General features: G+C 69.3%; 18 protein-coding genes. 12 read left to right on the forward strand and 6 right to left on the reverse strand.

Annotated features, from left to right (window positions below; all coding sequences use genetic code 11):
• Window positions 1–37: 37 nt before the first annotated feature.
• The gene (locus ED92_RS13875) at window positions 38–1,396 is read left to right on the forward strand and encodes a dipeptidase (protein ID WP_037337776.1); all 1,359 of its coding nucleotides are present in this window, start codon (window positions 38–40) and stop codon (window positions 1,394–1,396) included.
• Here ED92_RS13875 and ED92_RS13880 read toward each other — a convergent pair.
• Window positions 1,386–1,724 carry an NIPSNAP family protein gene (locus tag ED92_RS13880; protein ID WP_052120534.1) on the reverse strand — a complete coding sequence of 113 codons (339 nt, stop codon included), beginning with the start codon at window positions 1,722–1,724 and terminating at the stop codon, window positions 1,386–1,388. The genes ED92_RS13875 and ED92_RS13880 overlap by 11 nt on opposite strands.
• Window positions 1,725–1,876: 152 nt before the next feature.
• Between ED92_RS13880 and ED92_RS13885 the strand changes: the two genes are divergently transcribed.
• The gene (locus tag ED92_RS13885) at window positions 1,877–3,829 is read left to right on the forward strand and encodes a BTAD domain-containing putative transcriptional regulator (RefSeq protein ID WP_255355348.1); all 1,953 of its coding nucleotides are present in this window, start codon (window positions 1,877–1,879) and stop codon (window positions 3,827–3,829) included.
• Here the strand turns inward: ED92_RS13885 and ED92_RS13890 are convergent.
• The 4 genes from ED92_RS13890 to ED92_RS13905 are packed head-to-tail and all read right to left on the reverse strand — an operon-like array spanning window position 3,798 to window position 8,295.
• Entirely contained in the window at window positions 3,798–4,493 is a 696-nt protein-coding gene (locus ED92_RS13890; RefSeq protein WP_037337779.1) for an NIPSNAP family protein, read from the reverse strand. The two genes, ED92_RS13885 and ED92_RS13890, sit on opposite strands and share 32 nt — an antisense overlap.
• A 27-nt stretch (window positions 4,494–4,520) precedes the next feature.
• Window positions 4,521–6,725, reverse strand: a complete 2,205-nt coding sequence (locus ED92_RS13895; RefSeq protein ID WP_037337783.1) for a xanthine dehydrogenase family protein molybdopterin-binding subunit — start codon at window positions 6,723–6,725, stop codon at window positions 4,521–4,523.
• Complete coding sequence (locus tag ED92_RS13900) at window positions 6,722–7,699, reverse strand: xanthine dehydrogenase family protein subunit M (RefSeq protein ID WP_037337785.1); 978 nt, start codon at window positions 7,697–7,699, stop codon at window positions 6,722–6,724. Before ED92_RS13900 ends, ED92_RS13895 begins: the two co-directional genes overlap by 4 nt.
• Window positions 7,699–8,295: a (2Fe-2S)-binding protein gene (locus ED92_RS13905; protein WP_037337787.1), complete on the reverse strand. Its 597-nt coding sequence runs from the start codon at window positions 8,293–8,295 to the stop codon at window positions 7,699–7,701. The genes ED92_RS13900 and ED92_RS13905 overlap by 1 nt, the downstream gene beginning before the upstream one ends.
• A 105-nt stretch (window positions 8,296–8,400) precedes the next feature.
• Between ED92_RS13905 and ED92_RS43785 the strand changes: the two genes are divergently transcribed.
• The gene (locus ED92_RS43785; RefSeq protein ID WP_081975787.1) at window positions 8,401–8,652 is read left to right on the forward strand and encodes a DUF1272 domain-containing protein; all 252 of its coding nucleotides are present in this window, start codon (window positions 8,401–8,403) and stop codon (window positions 8,650–8,652) included.
• 230 nt (window positions 8,653–8,882) lie between these two features.
• On the opposite strand, the gene ED92_RS13910 is transcribed toward ED92_RS43785, so the two are convergent.
• A complete protein-coding gene (locus ED92_RS13910; RefSeq protein ID WP_037337789.1) occupies window positions 8,883–11,213 on the reverse strand; it encodes an immune inhibitor A domain-containing protein in 2,331 nt (776 codons plus the stop codon).
• Window positions 11,214–11,441: 228 nt separating this feature from the next.
• Between ED92_RS13910 and ED92_RS13915 the strand changes: the two genes are divergently transcribed.
• From ED92_RS13915 to ED92_RS13955, 9 genes are all read left to right on the forward strand, one after another.
• On the forward strand, window positions 11,442–11,678 hold the full coding sequence (locus ED92_RS13915) for a ferredoxin (RefSeq protein WP_037337791.1): 237 nt from the start codon (window positions 11,442–11,444) through the stop codon (window positions 11,676–11,678).
• A 54-nt stretch (window positions 11,679–11,732) separates the two neighbouring features.
• Window positions 11,733–12,959 carry a cytochrome P450 gene (locus ED92_RS13920; protein ID WP_037337793.1) on the forward strand — a complete coding sequence of 409 codons (1,227 nt, stop codon included), beginning with the start codon at window positions 11,733–11,735 and terminating at the stop codon, window positions 12,957–12,959.
• A 66-nt stretch (window positions 12,960–13,025) separates the two neighbouring features.
• On the forward strand, window positions 13,026–13,472 hold the full coding sequence (locus ED92_RS13925) for a hypothetical protein (RefSeq protein ID WP_037337796.1): 447 nt from the start codon (window positions 13,026–13,028) through the stop codon (window positions 13,470–13,472).
• A gap of 85 nt (window positions 13,473–13,557) precedes the next feature.
• Complete coding sequence (locus ED92_RS13930; RefSeq protein WP_037337798.1) at window positions 13,558–14,814, forward strand: amidohydrolase family protein; 1,257 nt, start codon at window positions 13,558–13,560, stop codon at window positions 14,812–14,814.
• Between the two features lie 78 nt (window positions 14,815–14,892).
• Entirely contained in the window at window positions 14,893–15,141 is a 249-nt protein-coding gene (locus tag ED92_RS13935) for a phosphopantetheine-binding protein (protein ID WP_037339943.1), read from the forward strand.
• Complete coding sequence (locus ED92_RS13940) at window positions 15,138–16,697, forward strand: amino acid adenylation domain-containing protein (RefSeq protein WP_037337801.1); 1,560 nt, start codon at window positions 15,138–15,140, stop codon at window positions 16,695–16,697. Before ED92_RS13935 ends, ED92_RS13940 begins: the two co-directional genes overlap by 4 nt.
• A 16-nt stretch (window positions 16,698–16,713) precedes the next feature.
• Window positions 16,714–19,131 carry a condensation domain-containing protein gene (locus tag ED92_RS13945; protein WP_052120538.1) on the forward strand — a complete coding sequence of 806 codons (2,418 nt, stop codon included), beginning with the start codon at window positions 16,714–16,716 and terminating at the stop codon, window positions 19,129–19,131.
• A gap of 13 nt (window positions 19,132–19,144) precedes the next feature.
• Entirely contained in the window at window positions 19,145–20,434 is a 1,290-nt protein-coding gene (locus ED92_RS13950; protein ID WP_200882700.1) for an MFS transporter, read from the forward strand.
• Entirely contained in the window at window positions 20,431–21,972 is a 1,542-nt protein-coding gene (locus ED92_RS13955; RefSeq protein WP_369797403.1) for an amino acid adenylation domain-containing protein, read from the forward strand. Before ED92_RS13950 ends, ED92_RS13955 begins: the two co-directional genes overlap by 4 nt.
• Window positions 21,973–22,283: the final 311 nt, after the last annotated feature.

Raw genomic sequence — 22,283 nt, forward strand, 5'->3', positions numbered from 1 at the left:
GGTCTTTTTCCGGCCGCCGCGCCGTACGATCCGATTCATGAAGAACAATCTTCCGACGGAGGCCGAATTGAGAAAGGCCGTCGAGCGGGAAATGGCCCCGGCGCGCGCCGATCTTGAGAACTTGGTCCGCATTCCCGGAATAGCCTTTCCCGAATTCGACCACGCGCAGGTGGACCGTTCCGCGGAGGCGGTGGCGACGGTGCTGCGCGGCTGCGGACTGGAGACCGGCGTCGTCCGGGCCGGTGGGCAACCGGCCGTCATCGGCCGCAAACCCGCGCCACCCGGCGCCCCGACGGTGCTGCTCTACGCCCATCACGACGTCCAGCCGCCGGGAGACGAGGCGCTGTGGGACAGCGACCCGTTCGAGCCGGTGGAGCGCGACGGCCGGCTCTACGGCCGGGGCGCCGCGGACGACAAAGCCGGGCTCATGGCGCATGTCGTGGCGCTGCGGGCGCTCGGTGACGCCCTGCCGGTCGGGGTGGTGGTGTTCGTCGAAGGCGAGGAGGAGTACGGCTCGGCGTCGCTCTCCGAGCTGCTCCGACTGCATCACGACAGGCTTCTCGCCGACGTCGTCGTGATCGCCGACTCGGCCAACTGGGACGTCGGGGTGCCCGCGCTGACGACTTCGCTGCGCGGGATCGTCAACTGCGTGGTCGAGGTGCGTACCCTGCGCGACCCGGTCCACAGTGGAATGTTCGGCGGCGCCGTGCCGGACGCGCTGACCACGCTCGTCCGGTTGCTGTCGACACTGCACACGGACGACGGCGACGTCGCGGTGGAGGGTCTCGCCGTGGGGTCGGAGTCCACTGTGGAGCTTCCGGCTGAGCGGGTGCGGGCCGAGGCGGGGATGGCTGAAGGCGTCCGGTTCACCGGCACCGGTTCGCTGGCGGATCGGTTGTGGACCAGGCCTTCGCTGTCGGTCCTGGGTGTCGACGCGCCGTCGGTCCTCGAGTCAGGAAACGCGCTGGTCCCGGTGGCCAGGGCGAAGATCAGCGCCCGGCTGGCTCCCGGCGACGATCCGGTCAAGGCGTTCGCCGCGCTCCGGGACCATCTGGAGGCCTACTGTCCTTGGGGCGCCACCATCTCGGTCTCCCTGGACGGTGGCGGAGCGCCGTGCGTCATCGACACCACCGGACCACGGTATGAGACGGTCCGGTCCGCGTTGCGTACCGCGTGGGAAGGGGTTTCGCCGGTCGAGATCGGTGTCGGCGGCTCGATTCCGGCCGTTTCGACGTTCCAGGCGGAGTTCCCGGACGCCACGATCGTGGTGACCGGCGTGGAGGATCCGCACACCCGGGCACACGGTCCGAACGAGAGCCTGCACCTCGGCGAGTTCGCCCGGGTCTGCCTCGCCGAGGCGCTCATGCTGGCCGGGCTGGGCCGCCCTACCGGATGAGCCGGCCCAAGTCCTGCCCCGCGGCGAACACCGACGTGTCGTAGTCGTCGATCATCGACGAGACCGGGCCGTCGTATTTCGCCAGCCATTCGTCCGTGGCGTAGAGCGACTGGGATCGTTCGACCCGCTCTTCCTCGGACGGAAAGGCGCGAAGCAGGAAATAGCCGTTTTCGTTGTTCAAGGACGGGCCGTGCGCGAGGACCGTGATCCCCAGGCTGCGCATCAGCGGAATGGTGCCCTCCCGGCTGATCCGGTCGAATTCCGCCCGGGTTCCGGGCTTCACCTTGAACAGCCGGATCTCCAGCAACCATGATTCAGCGTTATCCATCCTGCACCTCACCCTCGGTATTCCGGAAGGGCGAGTAGAGCACCGGAGAATGGTGGTCGTCAATTAACGGCGAAGCGAACGAGTCATCGTCACCGGCCAGGTTCCGGTACCTCGGCCCGCTCGAATTCTTCGACGGCGGGCAGTGGTCCTCGATCGGTGCGCCGAAGCAACGCGCACTGCTGGCCGTCCTGCTGATCAACGCCAATCGCGTGGTTTCGGCGGATCAGCTCATGGCGGAGCTGTGGGGCGAGCGTCCGCCGCCGAGCGCGGCCGGTCTGCTGGCCGGCTACGTCTGGCGGCTGCGCAACGGCCTCGGCGATCCGGGAGGCCGGATGCTGAGCACGAGGGCACCCGGTTATCGGCTCGTGCTGCCCGCGGGCGCGACCGACGTCGACGAGTACGAGAAGCTCGTGACGGCGGGCCGGAAGAGCCTCGCCGAAGGTGATCTGTCCGCCGCGGTCGGCACACTGACCGAAGGGCTCGGGATGTGGCGCGGCACGCCGATGGCGGACGTGGCCATGGTCCCGTCCGTCCTCGCCGAGTCCGCGCGGCTGGAGGAAGCACGTCTGGCGGTGGTGGAAGCGCGGATCGAGGCCGAGATCGGGCTCGGCGGACACGAGACGCTGCTGCCCGAACTGAAGCTGATGGTCTCGCAGTTCCCGTTGCGGGAACGGCTGCACGCGCAATTGATGGTCGCGCTGTACCGCTCGGGCCAGCAGGCCGAAGCCCTTGGCGCGTACCGGGATCTGCGCGGGCTGCTGGTCGAGGAGCTCGGTGTCGAGCCGAGCAAACCACTGCGGGAGCTGCAGGGCCGTATCCTGCGGGACGACCCGCTGCTGCTGGAGACGCCGCGGCGCGCGACACCCGCGACCGCGATCCTGCGGCCTGCCGTGCCGCGCACCCTGCCTCCCGACGTGCCCGCTTTCATCGGCCGGGAGCGGGAGCTGGCCTGGATCACCAGCCGGCTGGCGAGCGGGGAGCAGCGCTGCGCGGTGCACGGTATGGCGGGCACCGGCAAGACCGCGCTGGCGGTGCACGCCGCGCACCGGATGACCGGGTCCTTTCCGGACGGTCAGGTGTATCTGGGGCTCGGAGCGTCCGCGGCGCACGGTCCGGCGTCGCCGGCGGACGCGATCGGGCGGCTGCTCGCCGCGCTGGGTGTACCGGCCGCGGACATCCCGCCGGAGGAGGAAAGGGCGGGCGCGCTGCTGCGGACCGTGCTGGCCGATCGACGGGTGGTCCTCGTCCTCGACGACGTCGCCGACTCCGCTCAGATCCGGCATCTGCTGCCCACCGCGCCGGGCTGCGCGGTGATCCTGACGAGCCGTCCGGCCTCCACCGCGGTGGACGGAGCGGGGCTGCTTCGCCTCGGCAGGCTCCCGGCGACGGCCGCGACGGCGCTGATCCGCCGTTACGCCGGCGCCGCCCGGGTGGACGCCGACCTCACCGCCACCGTCCGGCTCGCCCGGCTCTGCGACCATCTGCCGCTCGCCTTGCGGGCCGCCGCGACCCGGCTCGCGCGGCGTCCGGAGTGGACGGTCGGTGAGTTCGTTTCGCGGCTGAGCGATCCCCGGCGCCGGTTGGACCAGCTGACCTGCGACGGGCTCAGCGTCCACGCCGCGCTGCGGGCCGGCGTCCGTTTGCTGCGGCACTCCGCCGATCCGATGCCGACGCGCGTCCTCGGCAGGCTCGGGGTGCTGGACCTGCCGGTCGTCTCGACGGCCGTACTCGCCGCCGCGCTCGACATTCCCGTCGCCTCGGCCGAATCCGCCGCGGAGCGGCTCGTCGACGCCGGACTCGTCGAGACGCTGCGGATGGACCGGTACCGGGTGCCGGGGCTCGTGCGGCTGTTCGCGCTCGGCGAGTACGTCACGGCGGACGAGGAACGCGCCGCGACGCACCGCGTCCTCGGATACTACGAAGGCGCGGTGCGCGACCAGCTTTCCCGCCTCGCGGCGAACCGCGGGGCCGGCCTCGCTTGGTATCGCGAGGAATGCCTGACCCTGCGGGCGCTCGCGGCCCGTGCATCGGGCACCGAATTACCCGGCCTGATCAGCAGGCTCTCCTCGGAGCTCAGCGGAGCATCGACCGGTCGGTGGGGGTGAGCAGCAGCCGCTCGATCCGGTCCGGGAGGCGAGGCTCGACGTCGTCCCGCCACTCGGGGAGCGCGGCCAGCCGGCCGATGTGCTCGGCGTAGGCGTCCTGCCCGGGGAACGACGCGAGCACGACGAGCACGTGCTCACCCGTGCGGACCGGCAGACCGGTGAAGTCGTTCTCCGCGTACTCCGTCCGCAGCAAGGCGAGCGGTGTCGCGCCGGCCTTCGCCAGCAGGGGGAGAACGGTCTCGTCGAAGAACCGGACGAACTCTTCGTCCGGCGGCGAAGGAAGATAGTGGATCGTGGCCGTGACCAACGACGAAGCGGGCGTGTCCCGGACTGCCGGGTCGAGGCCGGGCAACACGCCCTGGCGGACCGGCCGCAGCAGCAGCACGTCATCCGTGTCGATCATGGTGGCGTTGGCCGCCGCCGAGTTGGCCTTCCAGGTCGGACCGGTGTAGAAGCTCGTCAGGGCCTGGAACCTCGCGGGCATGCCGGGGAAACCCCGCAGCCATACGAAATGGTCCGGGCGGTCGAGGTCTCGGAACTGCCCGAGGACACGCATCCCGGTGGCTTCCTGGGTCTCGACGAACTCCCGGTCGAACAGCTCGATCAACACCTCGCGCTGTCCCGGCCGAAGGGTGTACTGCCGCAGCTCGATAACGTCCGTCACCCGAAGAACCCTAAGGCATTCAGACGGTCAGGCGTCGAGGAGTTTGTCGAGGGTGATGGGGAGGTCGCGGACGCGGCGGCCGGTGGCGTGGTGAATGGCGTTGCCGAGGGCGGCGGCGATGCCGACGGTGCCCAGCTCGCCGATCCCGCGGACGCCGAGGGGGTTGAAGACGGTGTCGGGATGGTCGAGGAAGCGAACGTCGATCGGCGGGATGTCGGTGCCGACCGGGACGACGTAATCGGCGAGGTTCGCGTTGGCGATGCGGCCGGTATCCGGTTCGACGTGGGTGTTTTCGAGGAAGGCCTGGCCGACGCCGAAGATGACGCCGCCGACGATCTGGCTCCGCGCGGTCTTCTCGTTGACGATGGTGCCGGCGTCGATGACCGTCGTCACGCGGCGCACGCGGGGTTCCCCGGTCCAGCGATTGACCGCCACTTCGCAGAAGTGCGCGCCGAAGGAGGTGAAGGCGAACCGCTCGCGTTCGGGCCCGAGCGCCGAGGTTTCGGTGGCGTCGATCCCGGCGCGATCCGTGATGCCGAGCAGAGTGCCGAAAGCGATCCGCCGCTGGGGGCCCACGACGTCACCGCGTTCGTAGCGCACCTGATTCCGGTCCATGCCGTGGAACGGGGATCGTTCGTGCGTCACGGCGAGATCGAGGAGCGCGCGTGTCGCGGACAGCGCGGCCGCGTGAACGGCCGGGCCCGAGCTCGCCGTCCCCGCCGAGGCGAACGCGCCGGGGTTGTCGGCCAGCGCGGAGTCGCCGAGCGCGGAGCGGACGCGGCTCACCGGGATGCCGAGCGCGTCGGCGCCGATCATCGCCAGCACCGTCCACATCCCGGTGCCCAGATCCGAGGTCGCGGTCGACACCACCGCCGTGCCGTCCGCTTGCAGCCGGACCTTCCCCGTGGTGCGGTACCGCGCGGCCGGGTAGGCGGCGGTCGCCATCCCGGTGCCGATCAGCCATTCGCCGTCGACGACCGCCCTCGGGATCGGGGCCCGCCGGGACCAGCCGAACGCCTCCGCGCCGACGCGGTAGCACTCGTCGAGATGTTTGCCGGACCACGGCACGCCGCGTCCCGGGTACGTGGTGGCGTAATTGCGCAGGCGTAACTCGACCGGGTCCACGCCGAGCCGGACCGCCAGTTCGTCCATCGCGGTTTCCAGCGCGAACGAACCGGCCTCCGGACCGGGCGCCCGCATCGGTGTCTGGGGCGGGACGTCCAGCGTCACCAGCCGTTGCCCGAGATGGATGTTGGGGGAGGCGTAGAAGTAACGCGAGGTGGTGTGTGGCGCGGCTTCGTAGAGGTACCCGTCGCCACCACTCGAAAGGCCGGCGTAGGCGTCGTGCTTGACGGCGACGAGACGGCCGCCGCGGTCGGCGCCGAGGGAGACCGTCTGGGACATCGCCGAGCGGTGACCGGTGACGCCGAAGGTCTGCTCCCTGGTGAGCACGATCCGGACCGGACGGCCGAGAGCCTTGGCCGCCGCGGCGGCGAGGACGGGATGCCCCCAGGTGAGGATCTTGTTGCCGAACCCGCCGCCGACGTGCGGGCTGAGCAGGTGCACACGAGAAGGGTCGACGCCGACCGTCGCCGCGATCGTCCCGGCGGCGAGCTGCGGGGCCTGTGCCCCGGAGTAGAGAGTGAGGTAGCCGTCGCGCCAGACCGCGATGGCGGCGTGGGGTTCCATCGCGCTGTGGTACTCGATCGGCTGGGTGTAAGTGGCGGTGACGACCACTTCGCTCGCGCCGAGGGCCTGGTCGATGGACGCGACCCCGTCGGCGAGGAGATCGAGCAGCGGCGGCTCGCCGTTGACGTCCTCCGGCAGGGTGGCGCCGGGCATGCCGTCACGCAGCGACGTCCGCGGCCGGACACTCGCGTAGTCCACCCGGACCAGCGCGGCGGCGTCGCGGGCCTGCTCGAAGGTTTCGGCGATCACCAGGCCGATGATCTGCCCGTGGTAGCGAACCTGGTCGTCCCGCAGGGGAAGCCAGTTGTGGCCGATGCCGGATTCGGCCCCGCCGAACAGGGGCAGCGGGTTAGTGTGCGTGTACACGGCGAGGACGCCGGGGGAGCGGCGCGCGGCGGTCGTGTCGATGCCGCGGATGGTGCCGCGCCCGATCGTGCTCAGCACCAGGTAGCCGTTGGTGAGACCGTCGACCGGGTAGTCGGCGGAGTAGCGGGCGGCCCCGGTGACCTTGAGCCGTCCTTCGACGCGGGAAATCGAGGTCATGGCCGGTCCGCCAGCTTCATCAGGGCACGGGTGATCGTGCGTTTCAGCAGAGGCACCTTGAAACCGTTGTGGGCCAACGGACGGGCTCCTTCGGTGGCCGCGGCGGCCTTTTCGACGACTTCGAGCCGTAACGGCTTGCCGCGCAGCGCGTCCTCGACCGCGGTCAACCGCCACGGCCGGGTGCCGACCCCGCCCGCCGCGAGCCGCACGTCCCGCACGACGCCGTCACGGACCAGCACCGCGGCGGCGACCGACACGAGCGCGAACTCGTAGGAGGCCCTGTCCCGCACCTTGACGTAGGCCGACCGATCGGCCCAGACAAGCCGGGGCACGGTCACTTCGGTCACCAGCTCGCCCGGCCGGAGGTCGTTCTCGAGATGCGGCGTGGTGCCGGGCAGCCGGTAGAACCCGTCGAGCCGGACGTCGCGTGAGCCTCCCCGGCCGGTGAGCCGCACCGAGGCGTCCAACGCCACGAGGGCCACCGCGAGGTCACTCGGATGCGTGGACACACAGGCGTCACTGGTGCCCAGGATGGCGTGCGAGCGGTTGGCGCCCGTGATCGCCGGGCAGCCGGAGCCGGGGGTTCGTTTGTTGCACGGCGTCGCGGTGTCCCGGAAGTAGCCGCATCTGCTGCGCTGCAACAGGTTCCCGCCGATGCTGGCCATGTTGCGCAGCTGAGGTGAGGCACTGGCCAGCAGCGCCTCGGCGAGCACGGGATACCGCGCACCCACCAGCGGATGCGCGGCCACGTCGCTCATCCGCTCGAGCGCGGCGATGTGCAGCCCGTGCCGGTCCATCCACACCCCGGTCAGCGGCAGGCGGTTGATGTCGACCACCCGGCTCGGTGTCAGCACTTCGAGCTTCATGAGGTCCACCAGCGTCGTGCCGCCCGCGAGATAGGCGGCGCCCGGCGCGCCACCGCGGTCGAGCGCCTCGGCCACCCCGCGGGTGATCGCGAAGTCGTAGGGCCGCATCAGTCCGCCGCTCCCACGGCCCGGATCGCGTCGACGATGGGGCCGTACGCGCCGCAACGGCAGATGTTGCCGGACATGAGCTCCCGGATCTGCTCCGGCGAACGTGCCTGTCCTTCCCGAAGGACGGCGACCGCCGACATGATCTGCCCGGAAGTGCAGAAGCCGCACTGGAAACCGTCGTGGTCGAGGAACGCCTGCTGCACCGGATGCAACGCGGAGCCGCGCGCCAACCCCTCGATGGTGGTGACCCTTCGACCGCTGACCGAGCCCGCCAGCGTCAGGCAGGCCAGCACCCGCCGTCCGTCGACGTGCACCGTGCACGCCCCGCACTGACCGCGGTCGCAGCCCTTCTTCGTCCCGGTCAACCCGAGCCTGTCGCGTACCGTGTCGAGCAACGTCACCCGCGGATCGAGCCGAAGCCGCTCCACGCGTTCGTTGACCCGCAACTCCACGTCGACGAGACCGTCTCCCCGGCCGTTGGGCTCCGCGCCCGCCGCGTCCGGTCCGGCGACGGCCAGCGCGGCGGACGCGGTCGCTGTCCGCGCGAGGAAGCCGCGGCGGGAGATTCCGCCCTCGTTCGAGTCGTCACTGCTCACTGAACCCTCCAGAACCTGCTCGGCGGTCAGGGGATGGAGTCTCGTGGATCGCCTCCCGATCCGACATCGCTCAGGTGAACAGGCGCCTCGGGTAGAGTCCGCGGAATGCTCGAGATCAGGCCGAACTGCGAGTGCTGCGATCGGGATCTGCCGCCCTCGGTGGACGCGCGGATCTGCACTTTCGAGTGCACCTTTTGCCCTGGCTGCGCTGAAGACCGCTTCGGTGGCGTGTGCCCCAACTGCGGGGGCGAACTCGTACGGCGTCCCGTGCGGCCGGCCGCTCTGCTCGAACGTCACCCGGCGTCGGCGCGGCGAGTGGTCAACGCGCACGCTTCCTGCACGCACGAGGTTCCTTGAAGTACATGAAGGCCCCCTTCCTTGCGGTAGACGCAAGGAAGGGGGCCTTCATGTACTTGGGAAGGTGTGAAGGTCGCGTTTCCTCGGCTGAGCCGAGCAAAGGGGTCCTTCACGCGTGACCGCTGGTGCATATGGGACGCACGTGGCGATCATCCAGTCCGTGAAGGCCTCCTTGAGGGACCCAGAGTCCCTCAAGGAGGCCTTCACGGACCAGCCCCACGAGCCGCCCGCTACTTGTGGTCCACCCGGATCCGCATCGAAGTACCGTGCTGCGAAAGCACCCGGATCGTGGTCCCGGTGGCCGGCAGGAGCACACCCGCGTTCGGCTGCTCGGGGAACAGGAACGTCCCGGTGTCATTGAACAGCGGCACGGCGTTCTGCCCCCGGATGTAGCTGGGCTTCCCGTTGACGTGAAGCGTGAACGAGTCGGCCCTGCGGAGCGAGAACGGCATGTCGTAGCCGGCGATCCGGGATCGCCACGGCACCCCCTCGATGTTGTAGATCGGCGCCGGATGCGCGTCGATCGGGAGGATCAGCCCGGAGCCGAGATGCTCACTGGTGTTGTTGTCCATTTCGGACGTGTCCCAATAGGACACCACGAGCCCGGTCTGATACGGGAAGTGCTCGACGAACGCGGGCCGGTCGGGGAACCCGAAGTTGTAGGGGCCCGTGCGCAGATATTGCCCATAAGACTCGTAGGTACGATTCGACGCGAGGTAGAAGTTGTCGAACGAGCGGGTCTCGGTGGCGCCCGCGGTCCGGAAGCCGTCGAGCTGCCAGCCTTTCGCGCCGTTCTCCGCTCCGTCGGCCAGCAGCGGCGCGCCGTCCGCGACGATCAAGATCTCGTCGGCGAAGAACCCGTTACGCGCCAAAGCGCCGTCGGTTCGGTACTGGAAGCGGACGATGGCCTTCTTGCCCGCCACGACATCGAGCGGAACGGCCATATCCACCCAGTTTCCGCCCGAGCTGCTGGACAACCCCGGCTGGCCACCGAAGTCCCGTTGGAACGGCGCGCCACCGGCGATCCCGTCCAGTGAGGTCCACGTGACGCCGCCGTCCGTCGACACCTGCGTGTAGAGGAAGTCGAAATCCGGCTGAATGTCGAAACGGGCCTTCAAGGTCAGCGACGCCGACGTCTTGCCTGTCAGGTCGATCTGCCGGGTCATGGTGGTGGACAGATTGTTGCCCTTGGTGCTCCACCACTGGTTCGGCCCGGCGAACGGCTGTCCATAGTGGAACGTCTTCTGCTTGTCGGGCAGCACGACCACGACACCTTGGGCCTTGGCCGAGTTGTATTCGTGCGGGCCGAGTTCGAGGGTGCGGGTCCGGCCCGCCACCACGACCTCGTAGTCGAGCCAGCCGAGCTGGAGTTTCGACCACGCGTCCAGATCGTTGATGCGCGTGCCGATGACCTCGCCGGGCCCGGAGACGCGTTGCTGCGCCATCGGCGACCACCAGCTGACGTTGTTGGCGCCGCCGTTGGTGTCGTACAGGTCGGGCAATCCGAGGTCGTGCGCGAATTCGCGGCAGAACACGCTGATACCGCCGTTTTCCGGCTGGATGGTGTAGTTGCCGACCCAGATTCCGCTGTCACCGATCTGGGTTCCGCCCCGGCGGTTGCCCTGTGGGCCGGTGGTGGTGTTGGCGAACGCGTAGGCGCTGTGGCTGTAGATGGCGTCCTCGCCGTGCACCCGGTCACCGTCGGCCTGATCGGCCCCGGCGTGCACGATCTGGAAGTGGTCGAGGTAGCCGTCCGGTTCGTTGAAGTCGCCGTCCCGGTCGAAGTCGTCGCGGTCCCAGACGTCGAAGGTGGCGAGTTGGGCCCGGATCTGTTCCGGCGTCCGGCCGGCCGCGCGTTGCCCCTCGTACCAGGCGTTGGCGGCGTCGGTCACCAGCTCGAAGGCGTTGGCGCAGACGACGCCCGAGCACGGGAAACCGTTCGACCGTCCGTACCGGGCTTCGTTGTAGGGCACCGTGGTCCAGTCGGTGACCATGCCCTCGACCGAAAACCGGCCGGAAGACTGCTTCCGGTAGTAGTTGGCGACCGAGTCGGCGCCGGGAGCGGTGGAGAAGTACAGGTCTTGGTAATGGCGGCGGTCATAGGCCGGTTGCCAGATGGTGGTGTTGTCGACGCGCCGGTCGGGCTCGGGGATCTGGTCGCGACGCGGGCCGTCGAAGTGCACCGGGCCGGGAATGGCCGGGTCGGTGTCGACGTCGGGATAGGACGGATGCCGCCGGTCGCCGAACTCGGCGAGCACCACGAAGATCCGGTCGGTCGATTCCCGCGCCAGCTCGACGTACTCGTCGACACCGCCGCGGCGCGTCTTCGCGATGGTGCTCGCGCCGCGTCGTTCGGCGACTTCCTTGCCCTTCAACACCTCCGCGAGGGCCTGCTGCCGCAGTTTCCGGCGCTGGACGTCGCCTGGGCCGGGCAGGTCGTCCCCGCCGAGGGGCTCGGCGGTCACCGGGGCCGCGGGTGCCGCGGTGGCGGCCGGGATGTCGGCTGTCAAGCCGGAGACGAGGACGACGGCGCACAGGCCGGCACAAAGTCTTCGTAGCAAGGAAAATCACCTCTGGAGGTTACGGTCTCGATTCGGCCGGGTGGGTCGTGAGTGGCGATTCGTGTTCTAACCCGAATCGCCACTCACGACCAACCCGGCCAACCGCGGACCGGCAGCGTTCAAGGGAGAGAACACCTTGCGCCACAAGCCGTTCCCGTGAACCATCGGGCTCCTTCGTTCAACTGGACCCGGAGCGGCAGTTGAACGGTCGAATCCAAGGAGACTGACATGACCGAGAGCGGTCGCCGCTGGCGGATCGTCGTGGACCAGGACTCGTGCATGGGTTCCGGGGTGTGCGTGGGAGATCTTCCGCATCGGTTCCGGATCGTCGGCGATCGCTCGCAGCCGGTCGACGCCGAGATCGGTGCCGACGAGGAAGTGCTCGCCGCGGCCGATTCCTGCCCACGGGAGGCGATCCGCGTCGTGGACGTGGCGACCGGCGAGGTGCTGGCGCCCCTCGAATGACCCTGCCTCGAACAAGACACCGTGTCCGGCCCGCCGGACGCGTGGAGGACGTTGATGCAAAGCCGTCGAACGACGAACGTCGAAAGGCTCTCGGCCGACTTCGTCCAGGATTCCTACACGTTGTACGCGCGGTTGCGGGAAGCGGGCCCGCCCCGGCAAGTGATGATGCCGCACGGCATCAAGGTGTGGATGGTGACCCGCTACCACGACGCCCGCGCCCTGCTGGCGGACCCGCGGATCAGCAAGGACGGGCGGCGGGTCAACGAGTTGTTCGCCCGGCACGCCGAGTCGCCTGACAAAGCACCAGCGTCGGTCGACGACGAGCTCGCCGCGCATATGCTCAACAGCGATCCGCCGAATCACGTCAGATTGCGGAGACTGGTCGGCAAGGCCTTCACCGAACGCCGGGTGAAGCTCCTGCGGCCGCGGATCGAGGAGATCACCGGGGAACTGCTCGACAAGATGGCCGGTTCGCGGGAGGCGGAACTGATCGAGGATCTCGCCGCCCCGCTGACCATCACCGTGCTCGCCGAACTGCTCGGCGTTCCACCCGAGAACCGGAAAGTGTTCCGTACCTGGACGAACACGCTCGTCGGCGCCAACCACACGCCGGAGGAAGTGGCCACGGCTTCGGCCGCGGTCGCCAAGTTCACCGAAGACCTGATCGACGCGAAACTCGCCGACCCGGGCGAAGACATGTTCAGCGCGCTGGTCCAGGCCACCGAAGAAGGGGACAGGCTCAGCAAGGACGAACTGGTGGCGATGGTATTCCTGCTCGTGGTGGCCGGGCACGACACCACGTTGAGCATGGTCGGCAACGGGGTATACGCCCTGCTCCGCCATCCGGACCAGCTCGCCCGGTTGCGGGCGGATCCCTCGTTGCTGCCCGCCGCGGTCGAGGAACTGCTGCGCTACGAGGGTTCGGTCAGCCTGGCGACGTTCCGCTTCACCACCGACGACATCGCCCTGGACGGCGTGACCATTCCCGCCGGCGAGATCGTGGTGGTGGCGCTGGGGTCGGCGAACCGGGACACGGAGAAGTTCCCGAACGCCGACAGCCTGGACATCACCCGCGGGCTCGGCAGCCATCTCGCCTTCGGACATGGCATCCACTACTGCGCCGGCGCGCCGCTGGGCCGATTGCAGGTGGAGATCGGCATCGGCAGGCTCCTGGAACGGTTTCCGGACCTGGCGCTGGCCGTGGAACCGGAACGGCTTCGCTGGAAGACCAGCACCATCATGCACGGCCTCGTCTCGCTACCGGTGTCCCTCCACGGCTAGATCGCGTCCACACGCCCCGCCGCGAAAGCCCAAGGCCTTCGCCGCGGGGCGTGCTACCGTTTCCGCATGGGCGATTTCGATTTCCTCGTAGGCTCGTGGAATGTCCACAACCGCCGCCTCGCCAAGCGATTGGCAGGCAGCGACGACTGGGTCGAATTCACCGCACCCGCGAAGTGTTGGAGCCTTTTCGAAGGAAAGGCGAATGTCGACGAGATCGTTTTCCCGGACGGCGTGCGAGGCCTGACCCTGCGCCTGTTCGACCCCGCGACCGAGAAGTGGTCGCTGAACTGGTCGAGCAGCGACACCGGGAGGCTCTTCCCGCCTGTCGTCGGCAGTTTCAGCGACGGCCGCGGGGTCTTCCACGGCGACGACAACGAGGGCGGCACCCCCGTGCGGGTCCGGTTCGTCTGGTCGGACATCACCGAGGATTCGGCCCGCTGGGAACAAGCCTTCTCGGTCGACGACGGCGAGACGTGGGAACTCAACTGGATCATGGATTTCCGGCGGGCCTGACGATCATATTTCCGTGAGCGGCGATTCGCGGTGTGCAATCGTCGCCGCGTGACCGGAGCGGTCGCGGTCTGCTTCTCTGGCCCGCATGCAGCAACGCATCGAAGCCTCTCAACTGATTCCCGGACGCGGCGCACCGATCGTCGACGGTGTCGTGATCGTCGAGGGCGACAGGATCCGCTACGCCGGTCCGCGTGACGAGGCGCCGTCCACTCCCGGCGCCGACGTCACCCGCGGGCATACCGTGATGCCCGGAATGTGGGACTGTCACGGGCATTTCATGGGCCTGCGCAGCGCGGACCTGCACGATCTGATGCACGAGCCGATCGCGTTGCGGTCGGCGCGGTGCGTGTCGGACCTGCGGGCCTGCCTCGACTCGGGCTTCACCTCCATTCGCGAGGTCGGCGGTCTCGGCATCCACCTGGCCCGCGCGGTCGCCGAGGGCACCATCGAAGGACCGACGATCTACAGCGCGGGCACGGCGTTGTCGACCACCGGCGGGCACGGTGACGTGCACGGTTTCCCCGTCCCGTGGATCAACGACTTCGGGCATCTCGGCGGCGAACTGCGGCTCGCCGACGGCCCCGCCGAATGCGCGCGGGCCGCTCGCGAGCAGTTGCGCAACAACGCCAGGCTCATCAAGGTCTTCGCCTCCGGCGGGGTTCTGTCCGAAGTGGACCATCCGCATCACCAGCAGTTCACCGACGCCGAACTGGCGGCGATCGTCGAGGTGGCCGGCCAGGCCGAGCGGGTCGTCGCGGCGCACTGCCACGGCAAGCCGGGCATCATGGCCGCGTTGAAGGCGGGGGTGCGCACCATCGAGCACGGTACCTACCTGGACGAGGAAGCCGCCGCGGCGATGCGCGAGACCGGCGCGATCCTGGTGCCGACCCGCGCCATCATGCATCTGCTCCTCACCAGCGACCTGGTTCCGCCGTATGCCAAACGAAAGCTGGAAGAGGTGGCCGGGCGGCATCTCGACGCGATCGCGCTGGCCCGCGAGGCGGGCGTCACCATCGCGTTGGGCACCGACCTCGCGATGACCGGCCCCGACCGGCCGACGCAGTGGGGGAAGGGCGGCATCGAGTTGTCGCTGATGGTCAAGGGCGGCGCCACCCCGCTGGAAGCGATCGAGATGGCCACGGCCGTCGCGCCCGACACGCTCGGCCCGCAGGCGCCGCGCTCGGGGCAGCTGCTGGCCGGCTACGACGCCGACGTGCTCCTGCTGGACGCGGATCCGGTGCTGGACATCGGTGTCCTCGCTGATCCGGCGCACGTGACCGACGTCTGGAAGTCCGGCCGCCAGGTGAAAGGCGGCGAATCCGGGCAACAACAACGGCTTTAGAACCCGAGTACATCGAGAGAACAGCCGCGACGGCGATGGTCTCGGTGACGAAGCCCCGGCCCCATGGAGAAAATGCCCATGAGTGACACGATTGTCGATTTCGACGCGATCATCACGCGGTACGCGACCTTCACCTTCGACGACTCGACGCCCTTGCTCGACGCGGGCCTGGAATCACTGGCGTTGCTGCGTCTCGCGGTCGACGTGGCGGGCGACGACGACGCCGAGATCGACGCCACCCGGCTGGTCGATCTGCACACGGTCGCCGACTTGAAACGCTGGCTGGCCGATCTGGCCACCGCCGGCCAGGACGGGGGTGCGCGATGACGACACGCAGGCTCTTCGACTGGTTCGGCGACACGGTGGCGGGTTCCGGCTCCTCGACGGCGATCGAGGTCGCCGGGCTCACCTTGACCTATGACGAACTGCGGGCCGCCGTGGAGCGGATGGCGGTACGCCTGGTTTCGGCGGCGGGCAGGCGGCCGGACCGCGTCGGCCTGCTGACGTCACGCAGCCTCGCGAGCTACGTGGGTTACCTGGCGATCCAGCGGCTCGGCGCGGCCGTGGTGCCGCTCAACCAGGGCGCGCCGGTCGCCAGGAACCTGGTGATCACCAAGGACGCCGGCCTGGACGTGACGATCGTCGACGACACCTCGGCCAAGCAGTTGCCGGAGTACCCGCGGCAGTCGGGGATCCCGATCGTCGACCTGACCGGTGACCGGTGGCGTGCCCTGTTGGACGGTGGCGAGCCGCTGCCCGAGATCGGTTCCGGCGACGGCGACGTGGCCTACATCATCTACACCTCCGGCTCGACGGGGAGCCCCAAGGGCGTGCCGGTCACGCATGAATGCGTCTCCTCGTTGCTGGAGGACAACATCCAGCGGTTCGGTTTCGCCGACGACTGCCGGGTTTCGCAGACCTTCGAGCTCTTCTTCGACGGTTCGATCGTCGAGCTCTTCGCCACCTGGGGGACCGGCGCGACCCTGTGCGTTCCGCAGCACAGCGAGGTGTTCACACCGGTGCGTTTCGTGAACGAGAAACGGCTCACGCACTGGCTTTCGGTGCCGTCGATCATCTCCTTCGCCCGCAGGCTGCGCGCTCTCGCCCCGGGCAGCATGCCGAATCTCCGCCGCGGCATGTTCGGCGGCGAGCCGCTGAACCTCGAACAGGTCGAGGTGTGGCGCGCGGCCGCCCCCAACGCGAAAATCCACAACTGTTACGGGCCGACGGAACTGACGGTCATTTGCACCGGCTACGAGGTGCCCGCCGAGCGCGCGGACTGGCCGGTCACCTCGAACCGGTCCATGCCGATCGGCGAGATCTTCCCGCATCTGGACTACGTCCTGCTCGACGAAGACCTGCGGGAATGCTCGGACGGTGAGCTGTGCGTGCGCGGCCCGCAGCGTTTCCCCGGTTATCTGGACTCCGGTGACAACGCCGGGCGCTTCCTGTCCTTCGACGGCGAGCGGGGCGCGGTCTACGACGGCACCGAGCCGCTGACCCCGGCCCACTGGTACCGCACCGGAGACCGGGTGCGCCGGGAAAGCGGTGAGCTGGTCCACCTCGGCCGCGTCGACGACCAGATCAAGGTGCGGGGCAACCGGGTCGAACTGGGCGAGATCGAATCGGCGCTGCGGCGGCATCCGTCGATCGCGGAGGTGGTCGTGGTGGCGCTCACCGCGGCCGACGGCGAGGTGGACCTGCACGCGGTCTACGCGGGCGACCCCGTGGACGAGAGCGAGTTCGTCCGGCTGCTCGACGAGCTCCCCGTCTACATGCGCCCGAGGGGCTATCACCAGCGCGACAGCATTCCGTTGGCCGCCAACGGAAAGGTCGACCGCAAGGGCCTGACCGAAGAGATCCTGCCGATCGTCCGCCGATAACCGGAAAGGAATTCCGTTGAACGCTCCCGTCGCGACGGACACCGGCATGTTCCCGGCCAGTGCCCTCATGGAGATGCTCTGGTGGATCCACCAGAGGGCCAAGAACAAGTCCGTCTACAACCAGACCTGGCCGCTGAAGGCCGACCGGCCGCTGGACTTCGACGCCCTGGGGGTCGCCTGGCAGGCCGTGGTGGACCGCTACGAGGCGATGCGCGCGAGCCTGCACCACCGTGACGGCGCGATCATGGTGTCCATTGTGGACCATGTCGAGGTCGAGCCGCAGCGGATCGAGATCGAAGACCCCGGTTCCGTGTCGGTAGAGCCCCTGCTCCGGTCGATCGCGGGGGAGATCCAGGAGCGTCCGCTCGCGCTGGACGTGGCCCCGGCGGCGCGGCTGGTGGCGGTGACCGTCGGTGACCAGCACGAGTTGCTGGTCACCGTCCACCACGCCCTCGTCGACGGCTGGGGAATGCAGTTGCTGATGGACGACTTCGCCAAGGCCTACGCGGCCGCGGTGGCGGGCGAGGAGCCGGATTTCGGCGGCGAGCCCCAGGTGTCCTTCCGCGAACACATCCTGGCCTCGAACGCCGCCCGCACCGACGGTCGCTGGGACGCGAGCCTGAAGTACTGGCGCGAGAAGCTCGACGGCGCGGTGACCACGACCCTGGTCGCGGACCGGCACACCTACACCGGCACCGGCAACAAGGGCGGGATGGTGCGGTTCGTCTTCAGCAAGGAGGCCGTCGACGGCATCGGAACCCTGGCGAAGCGGTACTTCACCACGCCGTTCAGCGTGCTGTTCGCCGCGCTGCAGACGGTGCTCGCCCGGGGCGGTGCCGGCCCGGAGGTCTGCACGGGCCTGGTCAGCGCCAACCGGATGACACCCCAGGATCAGGCGCTGGTCGGATATCTGGCCAACGTCCTGGTCACCAGGACCGTCGTCGAGGACGGCGATTCGTTCGGCACGGTGGTCGAGCGGGTCCGCGACGGTATGTGGGACAGCCTCGCCCACCAGACGGTGCCGTTCTCGTTGGTGTACGGCGCGCTCACCGAATCGGCGCAGGCGCGGCTGCGGGACGCGATCCCGATCCTGGTCACCTGGTACGGGTCGATCGGGGTCGGGTTGCGGCTCGGCGACGTCGAACTGACGCTGCAACGCGCGCCGAACCGGGCCGCCCGCACCGATCTCGGGTTCGGGGTGTTCGACTTCGACGGCGAATACATCGTCGAGTCGGAGTACAACGTCGGCCGGTTCGACCATTCGACCGCGCGTCGGCTGTTCCAGGACATCGACCGGGTCCTCGCCGAGGGCGGCCTCGACCCGGAGCTGCCGGTGGGCACCATCGAGGTCGGGTCCAGGACGGCGCCCGCCTATCTGGAGCACACCATCACGACGGCGGATCTGGACACCACGGAGATGCCGGAATCCGCGTCGCTCGAACAGGTTCGCCACGTTTGGACCGAAGTGCTCGGCACCCCACCGACCGGAGCCGACGAGGATTTTTTCGCCACCGGCGGCCGGTCGCTGAAGGTCGTCCAGTTCGCGTCGGCCCTCGAAGCCGAAAGCGGCGTGACGCTGGACATCACCGGATGGCTCACCGAGCCGACCCCACGCAAGGCGGCCGAGCAGCTCGACGGTGGCGCCGCCGTCGACGATGGGAGCACGTTGGTCGTCCTCCAGGACGGCGAAGGCCCGCATCTGCATCTGCTGCCCGGCGCGGGCGGCACCGTGCGGGACTACCGCGAGCTGGTGGCCGAACTGCCGTCGGACTGGCGGGTTACGGCGTCGCAGGAACGCGCTCCGCTGGACTCGATCCCGGCCATGGCCGCCACATTCCGCGCCGATCTCGACGCCGAGGACCTGCGCCCCGATCTGCTCGGCGGCTGGTCGATGGGCGGGCAGATCGCGTTCGAAATGGCGGCCACCGGCCACGGGACCCCGCCACCGGTGGTGCTGCTCGACTCGACACCGCCGGTCGAGCACGACATTCCTCGCGAGGTGCGGGACGCGGTGGTGTACGAGGTCTTCAGCGAGAACATGGCCGTGACCTTCGGCGCGACCCTCGACGGCACGGCCGCCAAGACCACGCCGGGGGATCCCGAGCTGGCGATGCGCGTACTGGCCGCCCGGCTGGCCACGGCGAGCGGTCAGCCGGTTTCGGTGGCGATGCTCCTCGAGCGCTGGACGACGTTCAACCGGCACACGGACGCGGTCGGTTCGTACGTCAGCGAACGCCCGCTCGAAGCGCCCGCGCTGCTCGTCCGGGCGGAGCTGGCCGACCACCAGGTGGATCAGTGGACTGGTCGGTTCTCCGCGCCACCACGGCTGATCCAGGTCGAGGCCGACCACTACGGGATGCTCCGAGCCCCGGCGATCGCGGAGATCGCCCGCGCGATCGTGGGGCTCCGGACCACCACCACACCGTCAGCGTGACCTTGGAGGAGCTGTGTCCGAGCGACCCTCGACCGTGCCCGCCCCCACGACCGGGACCGGGCCGTCGCCGCGGCGCAACGAGTGGCTGCTGATCTCGTTCACCGGCACGACCAACACCGCCGACGCGGTGATGCGGGTGGCGCTTCCGTTGCTGGCCACCACGGTGACCGACTCACCGGCGTCGATCGCCGCCGTGGCGATGATGCTGACCCTGCCGTGGCTGATCACCGCGCTGCATATCGGTGTGCTGGTGGACCGCAAGAACCGGCGGTCGCTGATGGTGGGCGCCGAATTCGCCAGGATGGCCGCGATGGCGGTGATGCTGGCCGCGGTCGCGATGGACGTCGTGAACCTGCCGCTGATCCTCGCCGTGGCACTGGTGCTGGGCGTCGCCGAGGTGGTCGCGCAGCTGTCCGCGATGTCGATCATTCCGTCGGTGACCCCGAAGAGCCGATGGCAGGCGCTGAACGCGCGGCTCACCGCGACCGAGTACGTCACGTTCAGCTTTCTGGGCGCGCCGATCGGCGGATTCCTGGTGGCCGCCGGGTTCGCCGTCGCGCTGGGGGCGAGTGGCGCGGTGTACCTGTTCGGCGCGTTGCTGTTGACGCTGCTGGTCGGCGACTTCGCGGTGAAGCAGCAGAAGGAGCGCCGTCCGGCCAGGGCGGAGATCCGTGAGGGCCTGGTCTTCCTGTGGCGGCACCGGTTGCTGCGGACGATGGCGGCGCTGATCACGGGCATGGCCGGCTGCTGGGCCGCCTGGTACGCGCTGATCCCGGCGTACGCGGTCGGCGGTCCGCTCGGTCTCACCCCGGCGCAGTACGGGTTCCTGCTGACCAGCCTAGGCGCCGGCGGTGTGCTCGGCACGGTGCTGGTCGGCCCGGTCAACCGGCTGATCGGCAGGCGCTGGGCGATGTTCGTCGACATCGTCGGCACGGTGCTGATGGTCGGGGTTCCCGCGGTGATCCCGGCGGGCCCGGCCGCTGTCTGGCCGGTCGGGGTCGCCGCGTTCCTCGCCGGCGTCGGCGGGACGATGTGGACGGTGAACTCGCGGGTGATCAGCCAATCGCTGGTACCCAACGAACTGCTGGGCCGGTTCGGTGCCGCGAGCAGACTGCTCTCCTGGGGAATGCTCCCGGTGTCCGCGGCCGTGGCGGGCGGTCTGGCCGAACTGTTCGGGTTCCAGATCGCGTTCGGGGTCTTCGCGGTGGTCTGTCTGCTGATGGTCTATCCGTTCCTGCGGGTGATCACCGCGGACGCGGTCGCCGAGGCCGATGCCCCCGCCGCGGAACGCAGCGGGAAGTGATCGATCCACAAGGGACGATGTACGGCTGGTTCCTCGACACCGTACGGAGATTCCCCGATGCGACGGCGATCGAAGTCCAGGAGCACGCCCTGAGCTACCGTGAACTCCGGCTGCTCGCCGAAAGGCTGGCGGCCGGGCTGGTGCGGGCGGTGGGCGGGCGTCCGCACGCGGTCGGCCTGCCCGCCACGCGCGGCCTGGCCACGTACGCCGGTTACCTCGCCGCGCTGCGGCTCGGCTCGATCGTCGTCCCGCTCAACCCGAAGTTCCCGCCTGAGCGAAACCGGGCCATGTGCGTGGCGGCCGGGGTCGACGTGGTGATGGCCGATGACGTCGGCGCGGCGGAAGTGGCGGACGGCACCGGTGCCGTCGCGCTGCCTCTGCTCGGCGACTGGCCCGATCGGCTGCCCGAACCGTGGAGCCCGCCCTACGAAGGCGATCCCGACGCGGTGGCGTATCTGCTGTTCACCTCCGGGTCGACCGGGACACCCAAGGGCGTGCCGATCCGGCACCGGAACGTGGCCGGCTATCTGGCACACTGCGTCGAGCGGTACGAGGTCGAGCCCGGCTGCCGGCTGTCCCAGACGTTCGACCTGACCTTCGATCCGTCGGTGTTCGACCTGTTCGTCTCGTGGAGCACCGGCGCGACCCTCGTGGTGCCCTCCGAAGCGGAGGTGCTCACCCCGGCCCGGTTCGTCACCGGCAAGCGGATCACCCACTGGTACTCGGTTCCGTCCGTGGTGTCGCTCGCCGGGCGGCTGCGCGGGCTGCGCCCCGGGGCGATGCCCGATCTGCGCTGGAGCGTCTTCGCCGGCGAGCAGCTGACCATGGATCAGGCCAGGGCCTGGGCCGCGGCCGCGCCGAACAGCGTGGTGGAGAACGCGTACGGTCCCACCGAACTCACCGTCACGGTCACCGCGTACCGGCTGCCCGCCGATCCCGCGTCGTGGCCCGAGACGTCCAACGGCACCGTGCCGATCGGCCAGGTGCACGACGCGCTCGACGCGGTGCTGGTCACCGAAGACGGGCGCGCGGGCGAAGACGGCGAGCTGTGCGTCCGCGGCGGCCAGCGTTTCGACGGCTACCTCGACCCGGCGGACGACCAAGGCCGGTTCTTCCGCGGCGAAACGTCGTTCGCCGTGGCCGACGGCGCGCCGCGGGCGGGTGACTGGTACCGCACCGGCGACCGGGTCCGGCGGGAACACGGCGAACTCGTCCACATAGGACGGTTGGACGATCAGGTCAAGATTCGCGGCTACCGCATCGAACTCGGCGAGATCGAGGCCGTGCTGCGGACACATCCGGGCGTGCGCGACGCGGTGGTGCTCGCCGTGCCGTCGCGGGGTGGGGCGACCGTGCTGCACGCCTTGCACACTGGAGAGCCGGTCGATGCCGATGAGTTGATCGCTGCCGTCGCCCGGCGCCTTCCCGAGTACATGGTTCCGGTCTTTGTGCACCACGTGGACACTTTTCCCGTCAACGCGAGTGGGAAGATCGACCGGCGGCGGTTGGCCGCCGAGGTGGGGGAGGCCGGTCGGTGACGGGGTTTGATGTCCCCGCAGATCGCGCGTGAAGGGCCCCTTCCCTCGGCTCAGTCGAGGGAAGGGGCCCTTCACGCGCGAATCCTGTGGGGCACTGATTTCCTGAAGGCCACCATTGAGACGTCCAACGTCCCCAGCGAGGCCTTCACGTGCCAGCCGCAGGGCGAGTGCCGCGGTACCGAGTGGGTTGCGGAGGCCTCGCCTTCTTCACCTGCAGGTGGGAAGGAATGCCTATGCGGTGTGAGTTTTGAGCTGGCGATGTGGGCAGGCCGATCCTGAGTGTCCACAAGGGACATCTCACGTCGATCAGA

Source organism: Amycolatopsis sp. MJM2582 (assembly GCF_000754115.1).
GTDB classification, from domain to species: Bacteria; Actinomycetota; Actinomycetes; order Mycobacteriales; family Pseudonocardiaceae; genus Amycolatopsis; species Amycolatopsis japonica.